Origin of the sequence: Yoonia sp. 2307UL14-13 (genome assembly GCF_037572755.1) — a bacterium.
Lineage (GTDB): Bacteria > Pseudomonadota > Alphaproteobacteria > Rhodobacterales > Rhodobacteraceae > Yoonia.
This window is the reverse complement of sequence record NZ_JBBIFZ010000002.1, coordinates 209610-226183: the sequence shown is the minus strand read 5'-3', so window position 1 is coordinate 226183 and position 16574 is coordinate 209610. Positions and strand designations below refer to the sequence as shown.

The window sequence follows — 16574 nt, the reverse complement described above, 5'->3', positions numbered from 1 at the left end:
GGCGCTATGCAAGCGCTTTTGCACGAAAAACATGGCATTTGGAGGCGGGAAAGCCTTAAGACTGTCGCCTATGAACGCCTCATCCACAGATCGATTCCATGAAGCGCTGAGTTTTTTGCCGCCGGCCTTGCGCACGGCATTGGCCGAGGCCCCGGATGGATCGACCTGCGGGGCACTACCCGTGAGGGACGTTGCGCTTTTGTGGTGCGATATTTCGGGATTTTCGCGCCATACCGCCGCCTTTCTGTCGGCAGGGGCGGACGGGGTGGATGCCCTTTATCGTGAAATCGCAAATCATTATGACAAGGTGCTGGAGACGATCCATCGCAATGGCGGAGAGCCGGTGACCTTTGTCGGTGATGGACTGCTATCGGTCTGGCCTGCGGATGCAGATGGAATGGCGGCAGCGGTGGCGCGGGCCGCGAATACCGCGCATGATCTGGTAGCGTTGCGCGCACAGGGCGAAACCAGCTTTGATTTGCATCACCATATCGCCTGTGGGCCGTTTCATACCGTGCAACTGGGCGGGCGGCATGGCCGCTGGCTGGCGGCCTCGGTCGGGCAGGTTTTGACGGATCTGGCGCGGATCGCCGAGATCAAGGCGCCCAACACCATCTACCTGACTGCGCAAGCGGCGACGCATTGCCCGACAGACGTCGTTTCGGACCCCGTGAGTGATGACGGTGCCCGGATATTGGAGGGGCGGATCGCCGACGTGGTGATGCATGCGGCCGAACCGGCGGTGCCGGGGCCAGCCGCATGGGACGCGACGCTTGCCCGAGTGCCCCGTTTTGCCGCGGGCTGGATCGAGACGGTGGGTTCGCAATATCTGGCCGAATTGCGACCGGTTACAGCGATCAGCGTCGCCTTGCCCGGTTTCGATCAAGGTGCAATCGGCGGGGCGGAGCTGCTGGATGAGGTCGTCAAGAACATCCAAGATATCGTGCATGGTCGTGACGGTTATGTGGCCGAGGTGACGGTGGACGAAAAAGGTGTCTCGGTGATGGTGACGTTCGGCACGCCGCCCGATGCCCATTCGGATGATCCGCTGCGCAGCGTTTTGTCCGCGCGCGAAATCTACGCTGCACTGATGCAAAGGGGCGTGACCTGTTCCCTGGGTGTCGCGACTGGGCGGATGCTATGTTGCATCGTGGGCAATACCGATCGCCGTTGCGATCTGGTTTTGGGCGATGCGCTGATCCGTTCTACGCGCCTTGCGGCATCGGACAAGGCCCCGATCCTTGTCGACAAGAACACGATGCGGGCGACCGCGGACAAGATCGCCTTTGCCGATCGCCCCGTGATGCTTCGTTTCAAGGGCGAAGAGAAGGAAGCCCCGGGCTGGCCACCGGCAACGGACCCGGCGCACCACATGCCGTCACAGGCGATTGCGGGCCGCGAAGAAGAAAGCGCACGGCTCGAGCTATGCTGGGACAATGTTGCATCGGGCATTTACGGCACGAATATCATCGTCGAGGGCGAGTCCGGTCTGGGCAAGACCAGCATGGCGCTGCATCTGCGCGCGCATGTTGACGCGAGCGGTGGGCAGTTCCGACTGGAATCCGCTTCGGCCATAGCGCAGAATGCGCCGTTCAGTGCGCTGCGCCCGCTGGTGATGGATTTGCTGGGGGTCATGCCGTTGATGACCGTCGGGGCCCGGCAGGATGCGATCAGGGCGCATCTTCCTTATCATCTGCGCGACAGCGCACCGTTTCTGAATGCGCTGTTTCCGACGGGGCTGGAAGAGACAGACTATACCGCGTCGCTCGAAGGACAGGCGCGGGCGCTGCATATCCAGAATTTCGTCGTCGATATGTTGCAGCATGTGTTGGGCGAGCAGCTTGTCTGTCTGTGTATCGACGATGCGCAATGGCTGGATGCGGAATCGCGCCATGTGTTGTCCCGCCTGTCCGAGATCACGCGCAACCTGATGATCGTGATCCTGACCCAGCCGGGACAGGATGGCGAATGGGAGCGTTTTGCCCAGGATGCGTGCTTTGAACATTTGCGGCTGGGGCCGTTGTCGCGGCAGGGATTGCGTGACTTGGTGCGCCAGCGGTTGCGCTGCAAGCGCGTCGATGATGTGCTGATGGATAAAATCGCACGCCAGACCGAGCTGCATCCGTTTTATTGCGCCGAAGTGTTGCGCAACCTTGTCGATCGCAAGGCGATTGTGGTGACGGACGATATCGCCGTTCTTGCCCGCCCTGATGCGCTGGAAACGGCGGCCCTGCCGGATACGGTGCATGGCATGGTCCTGCAGCGCCTCGATCAGTTGGAACCGGGCGAGCAAGTGTCGCTCCGTGTGGCGTCGGTTGCCGGATTGTCGTTTCCGACCAAGCTGGTTTGCGACATTCACCCGCTGCGCAGCCCGGCCGAAGAGGTGGCGCTGCAGTTGAACCAGCAAGTGGTGAATGGGTTTCTGCTGCCACAGGCCACCGACGATTTGCCCGGTTTCGCCTTTTCCCACGGGATCGTTCGCGAGGTCGCCCATAGCCAGATGCCCGCTGGTCAAAGCCGTGCGCTGCATGCCGATGCCGCGATATGGATCGAAAAAAATGTCAGCGAAGACCGGGTCAGTCGGTTGCTGGAACTGGCCTATCACTGGTCCGAGGCCGGTGAACGCGAGCGTGCGGTACCGTTTCTGCTGGAAGAGGCGTTGCGTTTGTTCAGCCAAGGTTTTGCCGTGGATGCGGTGCAGGTTGGTCTGCGTGCGATGCGGACTGCCGGGTTGGCCGTGCCCACAGCGCCGGAGGCGTTCGAGGAGGAGACAAAAGCAAACATCGCCGAGATCGAGCGCCTGACCGATGGTCGTCATCCGACGGCGTTGCTGGCGGACATGCAGCCGCCGCCTGCCGATCTTGTGTTGCGCTTTCAGACGATCCTGTCGACGGCCCCGTTCGCGTTTCAGTCGAACCAATTCGGCATCTTTGCCTGGGCCGCAACGACGGCCATGCGCCTGGTCATGGAAAACCGCGCCGGGCCGCCGCATGCCTTTTCGATGTATTCCATCGTTCGATCGCTTTTGACCAATGACCGCGCGGCGGGCGCCGCATGGTCCCGTGCGGCCCTTGATCTGGATGCCGCGACCCGGGGGAGCGCCCTGCCAGCGGCGGGCTTTATCGACACGTGGTTCCATGGCCATTGGCGCGCGCCTTTGGCCGATAGTCTGCAAACAAACCGTGCTGCTGCCGCCCGTGCGCTGGCGGATGGCGATATGCAATATGCCAGTTACAACATTTCCGGCGCGGCGATCCTGAAGGCGCAGATGGGTTATCCACTGCGCGACGTGATTGCCGAGGCGCAGGCGGCGCTGGCCCATCCGCTGACGCGCAACGCGCGGATGCATGCCGTTCTTGAAATGCAGATGGCCCGTGCCCTGCAGGGCGAGACGTCCGGGCCGCTGTCGTTCAGTGATCCGGCGATCGAAGAGGCCAAGGATATCGGCTGGGTCGCCGAGACCGAGTTCGCCAATCAGATCGGGTTCTATCACGCCGCGCGCGCTGTATTGCATCGCTATGCGGGCGATCACGCTGGTGCGCTGACCTGGTATGAGCGCGCCGGGCCGGTCCGTCCGGCGATTGCGGGGCAGGTGGTGGAGTTTGATCTGGTGCTGCATGCGCTGCTTGCCCGTTATGGTGTGATCCTTGCCGATCGGTCGGCGCTCGACAGCCATGCGGGCGCCATTCAGGAGGAACTGTCGAATCTTGCCGGATGGGCGGCGCTGCAAGAAGCGAATTTCGCCCATAAGTCCGCCATTGTCGGCGTGATCTGGGAAGGATTGCGTGGTGCAGGTGATGCCGCCGACCGCCTGACCGCGTTGGCCGAGACGCTGGGCCCCGATACATGGCTGCAGGACCGCGCGATCGCGCTGGAATATGCCGCGTTGCTTGACCCTGTGTCCGAACGTTTCATGACCGCCGCGGCGGCCTATGATGACTGGGGTGCGAAGGGGACCGCGGACCGGCTGCGTGGTCTTGCCCGGACCTAGAAGTCATTCCGGCGCAAGAGCATCGCATTGGCGTGCATGTCGGGCCCGAGACACAGGACGACAACCCAATCCTGCGTGAATTCCGGCACGTTCTGCATCCCCCAGGACAGGTTGAACAGCACGCTGCATTGCACGATGTTCGCATATTGGGCGATGGTCTGGATGTAGTAGCCCGGATTGATCACCTCTTTCCAGTGTTCCATCAGTTTGGTGCTGGCCTGGTGGGTCAAAAGGCAAACGTCACTGGCATCAAGCCTGTGTCGTTTGAGAAGTGCGGCGACGGCATCGGGCGATTTCCTGACGCCGAATTCGGTGAACCCTTTGATCCCCTTGTCGGTGATGTGGAAATAGGCGTGCGAATAATCGCCCGTCTCGGTCAGGGATGGTGCGGCTTCTTCCCCGTCGTGGATCAGGTCAGAGGCCATATACATCGATCCGTAATAGGACGTGTCGGCGATGGTGATCTGGTCGACGAATTCCCATTTCGAGGTATTGTTCGTCGGCCCGATCACGCAGGCCGCTGCGCCGTCGGCGGCGGAAATCGCCTGGGGCGTTTCATAGCTGACATAGCGGGTCCAGTTGTCGCCAAGCGCGATCAGGATATGTTCCGCGCGCTCTGCCCGGATCAGCGCATCGGCATACATCAATGCTGCGTTGAATTGTGAAAAGCTGTTTTGCAATGGCAGCGGCCATGCCCGGGCGGGCAGGCCTAACCGGTGGTGTAGTTCGCTGATCGTATTGGGCGTCCGGTATTTGCCGACCGACCCGTCCCCGATCAGCAGATCGACCTGATCCGCGGTTATCCCGGCATCCGCCAGTGCAAGTTTGGCCGCAGGCAGCATGATGTCGATCATCGTCTCGCCGTTCGACAGCACATGTCGTTTGTCGTAGCCCGCGAACAGGTCGGAGCCCGGCGGCGGGTGTTTGCGCAGATAGTCGAAGACCGGATCGTCGTTGTAGCGGACCTTGCCCGGGACGGTATGGCCCGTCCCCAGGATCCGTGGTGTTTTCTTCGTCATGTTCAGGTCCCGGTTGCCAGCCAGCTTGGCGTGTCCATGCCCAGCCTACCCAGCGCGATTTCGGATGTCTCTAGCGCGCCTTCGACCCATGTCTGGCTGGTCGAATAGGCCTCGCCCACGATAAAGGCGTTCACATCCTCTTTCGGTTGGGGAATCTGGTCGACCATTTCCCATGATTTGTAGCCCGGATTCCAGAAATGGACGGCGCCACCATAGGGGGCGTTCATCCAGTCCATATAGGCGGCATCGATGGGGAACGGTGCCTCGACCACCTGATGCATTTCCATCAACTGGCGGTGCATTTCGACCACCATTTCGTGGGGCGCCTTGTGGGCCTTCCAGTTGTCGAACCGGCGTTCGCTCACGCGGTCGCGTGGTGCGACCCAATCGTCGTGGCGGCTTTGGAACGGTTCTGGTCCTAGCTGTGGCCCGTTTTCGCGTGCGTTACGTGGCCCCAGGGGGCCGGTCTGATAGCCGCTCCAAAAGCTCGAGCTGGCCTGATCGTTATAGGCCATGATCGCGGAGTAGTCGTTGTCGTTCGTCGACCAATAGTAGCATTGGCGCACGGGAATGTCGGTCACGGATCGGCCTTGTGTCAGCCCGCATTGTTCTTTCCACCATGGTCGTTCGTAGATCAGGAAGAGCTTGTAAAGCGGGATGCCTTCGACGGCGTGCAGCATGTCCTGCACCTTGCTGCAGCCCAAAAGCGGTCCGGTGCGGCGCAGCGCCTGAATGGCGGCCTGTGGCAGGGCCAAGACAACGGCCCGGGCATCGACCGTTTCGTCGTCTCGGAAGGTCAGGCGCATGCCGTCTTCGGCATTTTCAAAACTGTCCAGCACCCGTTCCATATGGATTTTGCCGCGAGCGCAGAATTGCTCGGCCAAGGTCCACAGCAGGCTTTCGAACCCGTCATCGAAGAGGTAGTATTTCGTGTCCGGCGTGAAGTCGAAATTTTCCGAGATGATATCGACCGCGTTGGCATTGGCCCCCAGAACGTCATAGCCGATGGTCGTGATCGCAAGTTGTCGCCCTTCGTGGCTGAGGTGTCGGGACAGCAGGTTCCAGAAACCCACATCATAAAGGTCGCGTCCGCCGACCTTGGCGGTCTTGAGGAAATCCACGAGATCCTCGTGCGGCATGCCGTTGATTTCGGGGAATTCCTGGAAGACGGCCCAAAAGATCAGTTCGGCCGGGGATTGGGTGGTGCCTGCCTGCACGACGGCCTTTTCTTGTTCGGTCAGGTTGTAGGGCAGTTGTGCCTTGGGCAGGGTCATTTCGAATTGCAGAAAATGCTTGCGCCGCAGCCAGGCGTAATTGTTCGGTGCATCCACGACCTGTTCGCGGTGGGTGATATCCAGCTTTTTGACCAGATCACGGACAAGCGGCTGGCTGTCGAGAAACCGCATGCCGCCGAGTTCCATCGGCGTGTCCAGCATGCTGGAGGGCGAGGCCGACAGAAGTCGCCCACCGATCCTGTCCGACCCTTCGTAAACCGCGATTTTCAAGGGGCCCCGGCCGCCGATCTTGGCGCGGATGCGGGCGAGTTCCTTGTCCGTCGCTTGCGCAAGCCGCCACGCAGTGTAGATGCCGGATGCCCCGCCGCCGATGATTGCAAAGTCGAGAAGATCGGTCATGTCACTGCTCCGGTTTGATGATTTCGCGCGCTTCGGACCGGGTCGGCGCATAAAGCGGGTTGTAATAGGGGGGTTCGGCCTTGCTGTCGATTTTGGCGATGATCACCTGGGGAATCTGGTCTTTTTCGGCCTTTTTGACTGCCTTTTTCAGGGCCTTTTCCATATCTGTCGGACTGTCGATCGTGTAGGCGTCAGCACCCAGCCCTTCGGCGAATTTCGCGAGGTCGGGTGTGCCGAGCGAATAGAGGTCTTTCCAGACCTCTGGCTCTCCGCCTTTGAAATGCTCCATCCCCTGGCTGACCATGGAAAGGTCATCATCCTGCAGCACGACCCAGATCGCCCCGATCTTGTTGCGCTGCGCGGTCGAGATTTCGGTGCCTTGCATCATAAACGCACCATCGCCGGTTAAGGCGACGCAGGTCGCGTCTGGCCGGGCGATTTTGGCACCCACGACCGCGCCCGAGGCAAAGCCCATGGGCCCCATGTCGAGCGATGAATGCACGTCGAAACCTGGTTTGGAGACAAGGTAGTGCGCGCCCCAGCCTACGCAGTTGCCCGCGTCGAGCATGATGATCGTGCCGTCCGCAGGCAGCACCTCTTGCATCACACGGCACAGGGCGGCGGGCTGGATCGGGCGGTCTTCCGACTGGTAATCCGCGTCGGATAGGAAGGGTGAGTGATCCTTTTTGATCTCGGCGATCTTGGCCTTGCGTTCGCTGACCTCATCCGGGGGCGGTGGTGCCGCGCCCGATAGCCGGGCGAGCGCGTTGATGAACCCCCCGGCCTCACCAACGATGCCCAGATCGACGGGGAAATCGCGGGCGATCATGCGTTGGTTGGCGTCAAGCTGGACCAGCGGCCCCTTGGGCAGCAGCATCGGGTTCCATTTGTTCGTCGCCAGTTCGCCCAACCCCGAACCGATGACGACCAGCGCGTCATAGTTCGGGTCGGTCTGGGTCATCCAATAATAAGGCCACATGCAGTTCGCGATGCCGAACATGCGCAGCGACAATTCGTGATCTTCGGGAAAAATCCCCTTGCCGTCGGCGGTGGTGATGACCGGGATACCCCGGCTTTCCACAAAGCGTGTCAGCGCGTTCAGCGTGACTGGATCGCGCAGCGCCTCACGGCAGCCATTGCCCAGCATGATCAGTGGGCGTTTTGCCCCGGCCAGGATTTCGAGCGTTTTCTGTACGTCGCTTAACGGTGCCGCTGCCGGGTCGCTGCGATAGCGGGCGGGGCTGTCGGGCATGTCGATCGGTATCCTGTCGGTCTTTTTCTTGCTGAGCTTGATGGCGGGCGCCGATGTCACGTCGACGGGCAGCGACAGATGCGCGGCGTGGCGCGGCGTTGCCATCGCTGTGCGCAGTGCGGATTCGATCAGCCGCTGCGCGCTGACGCCTGACGACAGGATCGTGGAACTGGCGACAGAGGCTTGAAAAATGCGGTTGATATCCAGCTTGCCATCGATCCCTTCCTGCAGGTAACCGAGCCCGGCATAGACCTCGGCGATTTCGCCGGTAAGGGCCAGCACGGCAGACCCACCCGCTTCGGCGTTCATGACGCCGGTCAATGCGTTGGTGGCACCCGGGCCGGTCGTGACCATCACAACCCCCAGCTTGCCCGATACCCGGTAATAGCCGTCGGCCATATAGGCCGCGCCGGTTTCCTGGCGGCAGATGACATAGTCGATCTCGTCCCGTTGTTTTCGAAATTCATCCAGCATTTCGATCAGCCCCCCACCGGGGACGCCGAAGACATGGGTGACGCCTTCGAGTTTCAGATAATCAATCAGAACCTGTGCAACATTTTGAATTTTCGGGATCATTCTTGACCTCAGTGCCTTGCGTGAAATGCCGCAATAAGGCGCTGCCGGTTTACCTTAAGTCAATGCGTTCTGGCACAGAATTAGGAATTTCGGATAGGTTGGGGTCCGAAGGGGGAATGCGATGCGTCTGGCGGTCGGTGCTGTCGTGGTGGTCATTGCCGCGATTTTGGGGGCTTGGTGGATGCTGCCCGGAGAGGCGGAGGACCTGCCCGTGGTCGAGGCGGTGGGGGGCGTTTCGGCGACAATCGCCGGGACCACCATCGATGGATTGGCGCCTTTGGAACTGACGGTCGTGGGTCGCACGACGAAGCATCAGGACGGGTTTGCCCATCTTTGGCCCGCCGTCTACGCGAAAGCGGTATTCGCGGGTGATGGTGTATTCATCGCCTTTCGCGATACGATCAACCGCTACCGCGTTTTCGTGGATGATGCCCCGGCACATGTGGTGACGGTGACACGGCCGGGCGATGCTGTGATCCGTTTGACCGGTTTCGGCCCGGGGCCGCATGCCTTGCGGATCGAGAAGATCAGCGAGTCGTTTTCGGATGATGGCCGGGTGTTGGGTGTTTTCGTGGCGGATCCGGGCAATACGCGCCCCGCGCCCCAGTTGCTGGATCGTCAGATCATGTTCATCGGCGATTCAGACACTGTTGGGTTGGGCAATTTGTCCAAGAGCCGGGATTGTCGCGGGGACGATGTGTTTCGCCTCACGGACACCACGCAATCATTCGGGCCGCGTGTCGCCCGTCATTTCGATGCTGATTATCAGATGATCGCCCGTTCGGGTATCGGGTTGATCCGCAATTACGATGGGGTCAGTCCGGGCACCGGGATGGTTGCGGTTTATGGCTCTGGCGGTGCGGATCATCCGACGTGGCAGCCGGATTTGATCGTAGTGACGCTGGGATCGAACGATCTGGGTGGTGATCTGTCGGCTGAGGAACAATGGGCGGACAAAGAGGCTTTGACAGCGGATTTCGTCGCGCAATATCGCAGGTTTTTGACGGACATGGGGGCGGCGTATCCCGGTGCACAGTTCATCCTGCTGACAATCGCGAATTTCGGGCCGGGTTATCTGACGGCGCATGAGGCCGTGATGGTGGATTTGCCGGATGGGATTGCCAGTCGGACCCACCTGCGTGCCGTGCCTGCGATGACCCAGGAAGGTTGCGGCTGGCACCCTTCGCCGTCCGATCACCGGATGATCGCGGATCATCTGATTGCCTATCTGTCCGACAATGCCCTGTTGCCCTGATGGCGAAAAATCGCCCCTTTCGCCCCGGAGGCCCTGAAATTGCTGGAAAAGAATGCAACCATCGCGAATAAATTACTGATACTTTGCGTAACCAGTACGAACCATTTGTTTGGCCTTGTTGAGGGCATTTGATGTTTGAATTGATCAAGGGCGATTATCACCGCCACGGAAGCTCGATTACCGAGCCCGCCTTTGTTTCCCTTGCCATCTATCGCTACGGCCGCTGGGCCATGCACCGCAAGAACCCGGTGGGGCGCTGGTTCGCCAACAAGCTATATGGTGTGTTTCGGGTCTTTATCCTGAACGTCACCAAGGTCTGGATCCCGCCCGAGGTCACGTTGGGCGAGGATTTCCATATCATCCATGCCGAGGGCAGCCTGTCGATCCACCCCGACGTGGTGATCGGGGATCGCTGCGGGGTTATGCACAATGTCACTATTGGCACGAATATGGGCGAAGGCGCACCGGTGATCGGGGACGACGTGTTCATCGGGGTGAATTCGACTGTCTTGGGTGAAATCAAGATCGGGGATCGCGTGCGGATCGGGGCGAATACAGCGGTCAGTACGGATGTGCCGTCGGATTCCACCGTGATCGGGTCGCCCGCGAAGATATACCCACGCCTGTCGATAATGGCGAAACCGGCGAAGGATGATTGAAAACGTTGCCAAATCCGCGAGGGACCGGCAAAGTGGGCTGTATTATTTGTTTATGTGTTGAGGATGATTTCGAATGAGTTTGACCACCGAAAAATTAGTGACCTACCTGAAAGAGACATTGCATCTGGATGATGTCGATGCGCAGACCGAGTTGTTTTCATCCGGTATGCTGGATTCTGTCGCGATGATGAATGTCATCGGTTTCGTCGAGGAAACCGCCCGGTTTGAGGTGCACCCGGCGGATGTGACCCTTGAAAATTTCGATACGGTGGAGCGGATCGTGCAACTGGCGGAAAGCCAAAAGGCCTGATGGCCGATCTGGATGACCTGTTGGGTGAGGCGGCGGCCCGGTTCGGGACACCGTCTTATGTGTTTGTCACTGATCAGATTGCCGATCGGCTGGCCGAGATAAGGGCGGCCTTTGGCAATCGCTTTGCCCTGAGCTATGCGGTGAAATGCAACCCCAACCCTGGGCTGTTGCGCTGGTTGGCGCAGCATGTGGAGCTGGTGGATGTCTCTTCGATCGGGGAATTGCGCCTGACCAATCTGGCTGGGTGGACCGCAGCGCAAGCCAGCTTTACCGGGCCGGGCAAGCGCGAAGCGGAACTGGCAGAGGCCATCGATGGTGGCGTCGGCGAATTGGTCGTGGAGAACCTGCAGGAGGCGGTGGCGGCGGACCGGATCGCGGGAGAGCATGGGTTGGTACAGGATATCCTGATCCGACTGGCCCCGGACACGGTGCCCAAGGGGTTTGGGGATCACATGGCGGGTCGTCCGAGTGCGTTCGGGATCGATATCGAAGATGCGCCGGAGGTGCTGCCGCAGATTTTGGCATTGACCAATCTGAAGGTTGTCGGCCTGCATATCTATTCCGGCACCCAATGCCTGAAGCCGGATGCGATTTGCGAAAACTATCGCATCTTCATGCGGGTCTTTCGCGATACCTGTGCCGCGCATCACATCACGCCGCATAAGCTGGTTTTCGGATCGGGCCTTGGTGTGCCTTATCATGCAGGAGACACGCCGCTGGATTTGCAGGCGGTCGCGGATGAGATCGGGCCGGAACTGGATGCGTTGCGTGGTGAGGACCGGTTCAAGGACACGAAACTGATCCTTGAACTCGGTCGCTATCTGGTCGGCGAAGCCGGGTATTTCCTGACCAGCGTGATCAAGGTGAAAGAGTCCCGAGGCACGCGGATTGGCATCTGCGATGGCGGGATGAACAACCATCTGCCCGCCTCGGGCCATTTCGGGATGGTTATCCACCGCAATTACCGGATGCACCGCGTTGGTGGCGGAGAGGGCGCGGAAAAGATCAATCTGGTCGGGCCGCTTTGTACCTCGATCGACCGGCTGGCGAGCGGGGTGGAGCTGCCCCCGCTCGACGCCGGTGATGTGGTTGCCGTGCATGCCAGCGGGGCCTATGGCCTGACGGCGAGCCCTATTCACTTCATCAGCCATTCCCTGCCGCGTGAGATATTGGCCGAGGGTGGTCAGCTGAGCGATGTCAGTCGTGATTTTGGCGCCGATGGTTAAGGGGGCTTGATCGGACCTGAAAATCGGTCAAAAATGCCGCCCATCGACATTGGGAGAACCAGCAAAGCTGGTGCCGAAGGAGCAACCGCCCCGGAAACTCTCAGGCCCATAGGACCGGTGCCGATGACAGAACTCTGGAGAGTGACGCAATAGCGTCCGCCGAAGGGATAACGATCTCAGGCGAAAGGACAGAGGGGGCATCACGCGCATGATCGGATGCGCACAGGTGGTGCCGTGTTTCCTGACAGGATGATCGGCCAGTGTGATGAGGGCCGCAATATGTCTGACCTGCTGCAAACTCCGCTGCATGATCTGCATGTGGAATTGGGAGCCAAGATGGTGCCGTTCGCGGGCTATGCGATGCCGGTGCAATACGGTCTGGGCGTGATGAAGGAACATCTGCATACGCGGGCGAAGGCCGGGCTGTTCGATGTCAGCCATATGGGGCAGGTGATCGTGCGCGACGGTCCGGTGGCGTTGGAGGGGCTGGTTCCGGTCGATATCATCGGGTTGTCGGAGGGGCGGCAGCGCTATGGGTTTTTCACCAATGACCATGGCGGCATCATGGATGATCTGATGCTGGCCAATCGCGGCGATCATATCTTTGTGGTGGTCAATGCCGCCTGCAAGGCCGCGGACATTGCCCATATGCGGGCCCATCTTGGTGATGTGACCGAGGTGACGGATCGTGCCTTGCTTGCGCTGCAAGGGCCAGCGGCTGTGGTCGTGTTGGGTGAGTTGAACCCGGCGGTGACCGAGATGGCGTTTATGGATGTCCTGACCATTAATTTGAATGGCGTTGAATGTTGGGTATCCCGGTCTGGCTATACGGGCGAAGACGGGTTCGAAATTTCGGTGCCGCGGTACGCCGCTGTCGATCTGGCGCGCATCCTTTTGGCGCATGACCATGTGGAGCCGATTGGGTTGGGCGCGCGCGATAGCTTGCGGCTGGAGGCGGGGCTTTGCCTTTATGGCCATGACATCGATACCGACACGACCCCGGTGCAGGCGGCGCTGACATGGGCCGTTCAGAAGGTGCGCCGCCCCGGCGGCGCCCGCGCGGGCGGGTATCCGGGGGCGGAGGCGATCGCATCTGAATTGGCCGAGGGCATAGCGCGCAAACGTGTGGGGTTTTTGCCCGAAGGGCGCGCGCCGATGCGGGAAGGTGTTCAAATTTATGCTGATGCCGAAAGTAATGCGGCGATTGGCCGGATTACATCGGGCGGTTTCGGGCCGACGGTCGAGAGGCCTGTTGCGATGGGGTACATCGCCACGGCCTATGCCACACCCGGCACAACCCTTTATGGTGAATTACGCGGCAAGCGTCTGCCTTTGACTGTGGCGAGACTGCCCTTCACCCCGGCCAATTTCAAAAGATAAGACAGGGAGACCATCATGAAATTCACCGAAGAACACGAATGGCTGCGTGCCGAAGGCGATGTGATTGTCGTCGGCATTACCGAACATGCAACGACTCAGTTAGGCGATATCGTCTTTGTCGAACTGCCCGAGGTTGGTGCGGACGTGGCCAAGGACGAAGAGATCGTGGTGATCGAAAGCGTCAAGGCGGCGTCCGACATCATGGCCCCTTTGGATGGTGAGATTGTCGCGGTAAACGAGGCCCTCGCCGATAACCCGGCATTGGCCAACGAAGACGCGATGGGCGAAGGCTGGTTTTTCAAGATCAAACCGTCCGACCCGTCCCAGATGGACGTTTACATGGACGAAGCCGCCTACAAAGCGATGATCGATTAATGGAGCCGCGCGATGACCTTCACCCCCACAGATTACCTGCCTTACGACTTTGCCAATCGCCGTCATATCGGCCCGTCCCCGGTTGAAATGGATGAAATGCTGGGCGTCGTGGGGGCCAAGGACCTTGGTGCGCTGATCGACGACACCCTGCCTCCGGCGATCCGGCAGAAAGATCCCCTGGATTTCGGAAAGGCAAAGTCGGAACGCGAATTGCTGCACCATATGCGCGAGACGGCAGCGAAGAACCGGGTGCTGACGTCACTGATCGGGCAAGGCTATCACGGGACGGTCACGCCGCCAGTCATCCAGCGCAATATCCTTGAGAACCCCGCCTGGTATACGGCCTATACCCCCTATCAGCCCGAGATTTCGCAGGGGCGGCTCGAGGCTTTGTTGAACTTTCAGACGATGGTCAGCGATCTGACGGGGCTCGAGATCGCCAATGCATCCTTGCTGGACGAGGCGACAGCTTGCGCGGAGGCGATGACGATGGCGCAGCGCGTGTCGAAATCGAAGGTGACGGGGTTCTTCGTCGATGAAAACTGCCATCCGCAGAATATCGCGGTGATGAAGACCCGCGCGGCACCTTTGGGGATCGAGGTGATCGTCGGCAGCCCGGACGATCTGGATGCGGGCGCGGTTTTCGGGGCGATCTTTCAGTTTCCGGGGACCTATGGCCATTTGCGGGATTTCACGCCGCAGATCGCGGCGCTGCATGAGCAAAAGGCGATTGGCATCGTTGCAGCGGACCCGCTGTCGCTGACCTTGCTGAAAGAGCCCGGTGCGATGGGCGCCGACATTGCTGTGGGGACGACGCAGCGGTTTGGCGTGCCGATTGGCTATGGTGGGCCGCATGCGGCCTATATGGCGACGAAACAGGCCTATGCCCGCGCAATGCCGGGGCGGATCGTCGGGGTTTCCATCGATAGCCTTGGAAACCGGGCGTACCGGTTGTCCCTGCAAACCCGCGAACAGCATATCCGCCGCGAAAAGGCGACGTCGAATGTCTGCACCGCGCAGGCTTTGCTGGCGGTGATGGCCGGCTTTTATGGCGTGTTCCACGGACCCGAGGGGCTGAAAGCCATCGCGCAGCGCATTCATCGCAAGACGGCGCGGCTGGCGGAGGGGTTGAAACAGGGTGGCTTTGACGTGCGCCCGGCTACCTTCTTTGACACGATCACGGTGGATGTGGGTCTGCTGCAGCGTGGCGTGATGCAAGCGGCGGTGAATGAGGGCGTCAATCTGCGCAAGGTGGGCAAAACCCGTGTCGGGATCACGCTGGACGAACGCACCCGCCCTGCCACGATCGAAAAGGTCTGGCGCGCCTTTGGGATCGACCGGGATGACAAGGACTATACCCCACATTACAACATGCCGGATAAGCTGATCCGCCGGTCGGATTTCATGACCCACCCGGTGTTCCACATGAACCGGGCCGAGACGGAGATGATGCGTTACATGCGCCGTCTGGCGGATCGTGATCTGGCGCTCGACCGGGCGATGATCCCGCTGGGGTCTTGCACGATGAAGCTGAACGCGGCGGCCGAGATGATGCCGGTCAGTTGGCGGGAGTTTTCGCTGCTGCATCCCTATTGCCCTGCTGATCAGGCCGAGGGTTATCGCGAGATGATCGACGATTTGTCGGCCAAGCTGTGTGATATCACCGGATATGCCGCGATCTCGATGCAGCCGAATTCCGGGGCGCAAGGGGAATATGCGGGCCTGCTGACCATTGCGGGTTATCACCGGGCGGGGGGTGAGGGGCATCGCAACATTTGCCTGATCCCGATGTCCGCGCATGGCACGAACCCGGCCTCGGCCCAGATGGTGGGCTGGAAGGTCGTGCCGGTGAAATCGGATGACCGCGGCGATATCGATCTGGCCGATTTTCGCGCCAAGGCGGAACAGCATGCCGACAATCTGGCGGGTTGCATGATCACCTATCCCTCGACCCATGGCGTGTTCGAGGAAACGGTGACCGAGGTCTGCAAGATCACCCATGATCATGGCGGGCAGGTCTATATCGACGGGGCGAACATGAACGCGATGGTCGGCCTGTCCCGCCCCGGCGATCTGGGTGGCGATGTGAGCCACCTGAACCTGCACAAGACGTTCTGCATCCCCCATGGCGGCGGCGGGCCGGGTATGGGGCCGATCGGGGTGAAAGAGCATCTGATCCCGCATTTGCCGGGTGATCCGAATACGGGCGAGGGGGCGGTGTCGGCGGCGGCGTTCGGATCGCCATCGCTTTTGCCGATTTCATGGGCCTATTGCCTGATGATGGGCGGTGCGGGGCTGACACAGGCGACGCGGGTGGCGATCCTGAACGCGAACTACATCGCCAAGCGGCTCGAGGGGGCGTTTGACGTGCTTTACAAGGGGCCGACGGGGCGCGTGGCGCATGAATGCATCATTGATACGCGCCCCTTTGCGGAAAGCGCGGGTGTGACTGTGGACGATATCGCCAAGCGTCTGATCGATTGCGGCTTTCACGCGCCCACGATGAGCTGGCCGGTGGCGGGCACCCTGATGATCGAACCGACCGAGTCCGAGACCAAGGCGGAACTGGACCGGTTCTGCGACGCCATGCTCGCTATCCGGACCGAGATTGCGGATATCGCGGCGGGGCGGATTGATCGCGATAACAACCCACTGAAGAACGCGCCGCATACGATGGAGGATTTGGTCAAGGATTGGGACAGGCCCTATAGTCGCGAGGTTGGTTGCTTTCCGCCTGGTGCGTTCCGGGTTGATAAGTATTGGCCGCCCGTGAACCGTGTTGATAATGCCTGGGGCGACCGCAACCTGACCTGCACTTGCCCGCCGATGGAGGATTACGCCCACGCGGCGGAGTGACCTTGCGATTTGGCGTGGCCCCGGTGCAATAACGGGGCCGG

The 16574-nt window shown here is 60.5% G+C and carries 11 protein-coding genes and 1 riboswitch; of the genes, 8 read left to right on the top strand and 3 right to left on the bottom strand.

The window, feature by feature from the left end; all coding sequences use genetic code 11:
* Positions 1-70: 70 nt before the first annotated feature.
* Positions 71-3991 (top strand): AAA family ATPase, encoded by a 3921-nt coding sequence (locus V8J85_RS08525; RefSeq protein ID WP_339953300.1) that lies wholly within the window; start codon positions 71-73, stop codon positions 3989-3991.
* On the opposite strand, the gene V8J85_RS08520 is transcribed toward V8J85_RS08525, so the two are convergent.
* The 3 genes from V8J85_RS08520 to V8J85_RS08510 are packed head-to-tail and all read right to left on the bottom strand — an operon-like array spanning position 3988 to position 8472.
* Complete coding sequence (locus tag V8J85_RS08520; RefSeq protein ID WP_339953299.1) at positions 3988-5010, bottom strand: hypothetical protein; 1023 nt, start codon at positions 5008-5010, stop codon at positions 3988-3990. The two genes, V8J85_RS08525 and V8J85_RS08520, sit on opposite strands and share 4 nt — an antisense overlap.
* 2 nt (positions 5011-5012) lie before the next feature.
* The gene (locus V8J85_RS08515) at positions 5013-6644 is read right to left on the bottom strand and encodes a flavin monoamine oxidase family protein (protein ID WP_339953298.1); all 1632 of its coding nucleotides are present in this window, start codon (positions 6642-6644) and stop codon (positions 5013-5015) included.
* Position 6645: 1 nt separating this feature from the next.
* Positions 6646-8472 carry a thiamine pyrophosphate-binding protein gene (locus tag V8J85_RS08510; protein ID WP_339953297.1) on the bottom strand — a complete coding sequence of 609 codons (1827 nt, stop codon included), beginning with the start codon at positions 8470-8472 and terminating at the stop codon, positions 6646-6648.
* 121 nt (positions 8473-8593) lie between these two features.
* On the opposite strand from V8J85_RS08510, the gene V8J85_RS08505 reads away from it, so the two are divergent.
* The 7 genes from V8J85_RS08505 (at position 8594) to gcvP (ending at position 16533) form a co-directional block, all read left to right on the top strand.
* Positions 8594-9727 (top strand): SGNH/GDSL hydrolase family protein, encoded by a 1134-nt coding sequence (locus tag V8J85_RS08505; protein ID WP_339953296.1) that lies wholly within the window; start codon positions 8594-8596, stop codon positions 9725-9727.
* Positions 9728-9858: 131 nt separating this feature from the next.
* Positions 9859-10386 (top strand): serine acetyltransferase, encoded by a 528-nt coding sequence (locus tag V8J85_RS08500; protein ID WP_339953295.1) that lies wholly within the window; start codon positions 9859-9861, stop codon positions 10384-10386.
* A 73-nt stretch (positions 10387-10459) separates the two neighbouring features.
* Positions 10460-10696: an acyl carrier protein gene (locus V8J85_RS08495; protein WP_339953294.1), complete on the top strand. Its 237-nt coding sequence runs from the start codon at positions 10460-10462 to the stop codon at positions 10694-10696.
* Positions 10696-11922, top strand: coding sequence for a type III PLP-dependent enzyme (locus V8J85_RS08490; protein ID WP_339953293.1), 1227 nt, complete (start codon positions 10696-10698; stop codon positions 11920-11922). The genes V8J85_RS08495 and V8J85_RS08490 overlap by 1 nt, the downstream gene beginning before the upstream one ends.
* Positions 11923-11962: 40 nt before the next feature.
* Positions 11963-12049, top strand: a riboswitch (glycine riboswitch).
* Positions 12050-12201: 152 nt separating this feature from the next.
* Positions 12202-13302 (top strand): glycine cleavage system aminomethyltransferase GcvT, encoded by a 1101-nt coding sequence (gcvT, locus tag V8J85_RS08485; RefSeq protein WP_339953292.1) that lies wholly within the window; start codon positions 12202-12204, stop codon positions 13300-13302.
* Positions 13303-13317: 15 nt separating this feature from the next.
* Positions 13318-13677 (top strand): glycine cleavage system protein GcvH, encoded by a 360-nt coding sequence (gene gcvH / locus V8J85_RS08480; RefSeq protein ID WP_339953291.1) that lies wholly within the window; start codon positions 13318-13320, stop codon positions 13675-13677.
* A gap of 12 nt (positions 13678-13689) precedes the next feature.
* Positions 13690-16533: an aminomethyl-transferring glycine dehydrogenase gene (gene gcvP / locus V8J85_RS08475; RefSeq protein WP_339953290.1), complete on the top strand. Its 2844-nt coding sequence runs from the start codon at positions 13690-13692 to the stop codon at positions 16531-16533.
* The last annotated feature ends 41 nt before the right edge of the window (positions 16534-16574 follow it).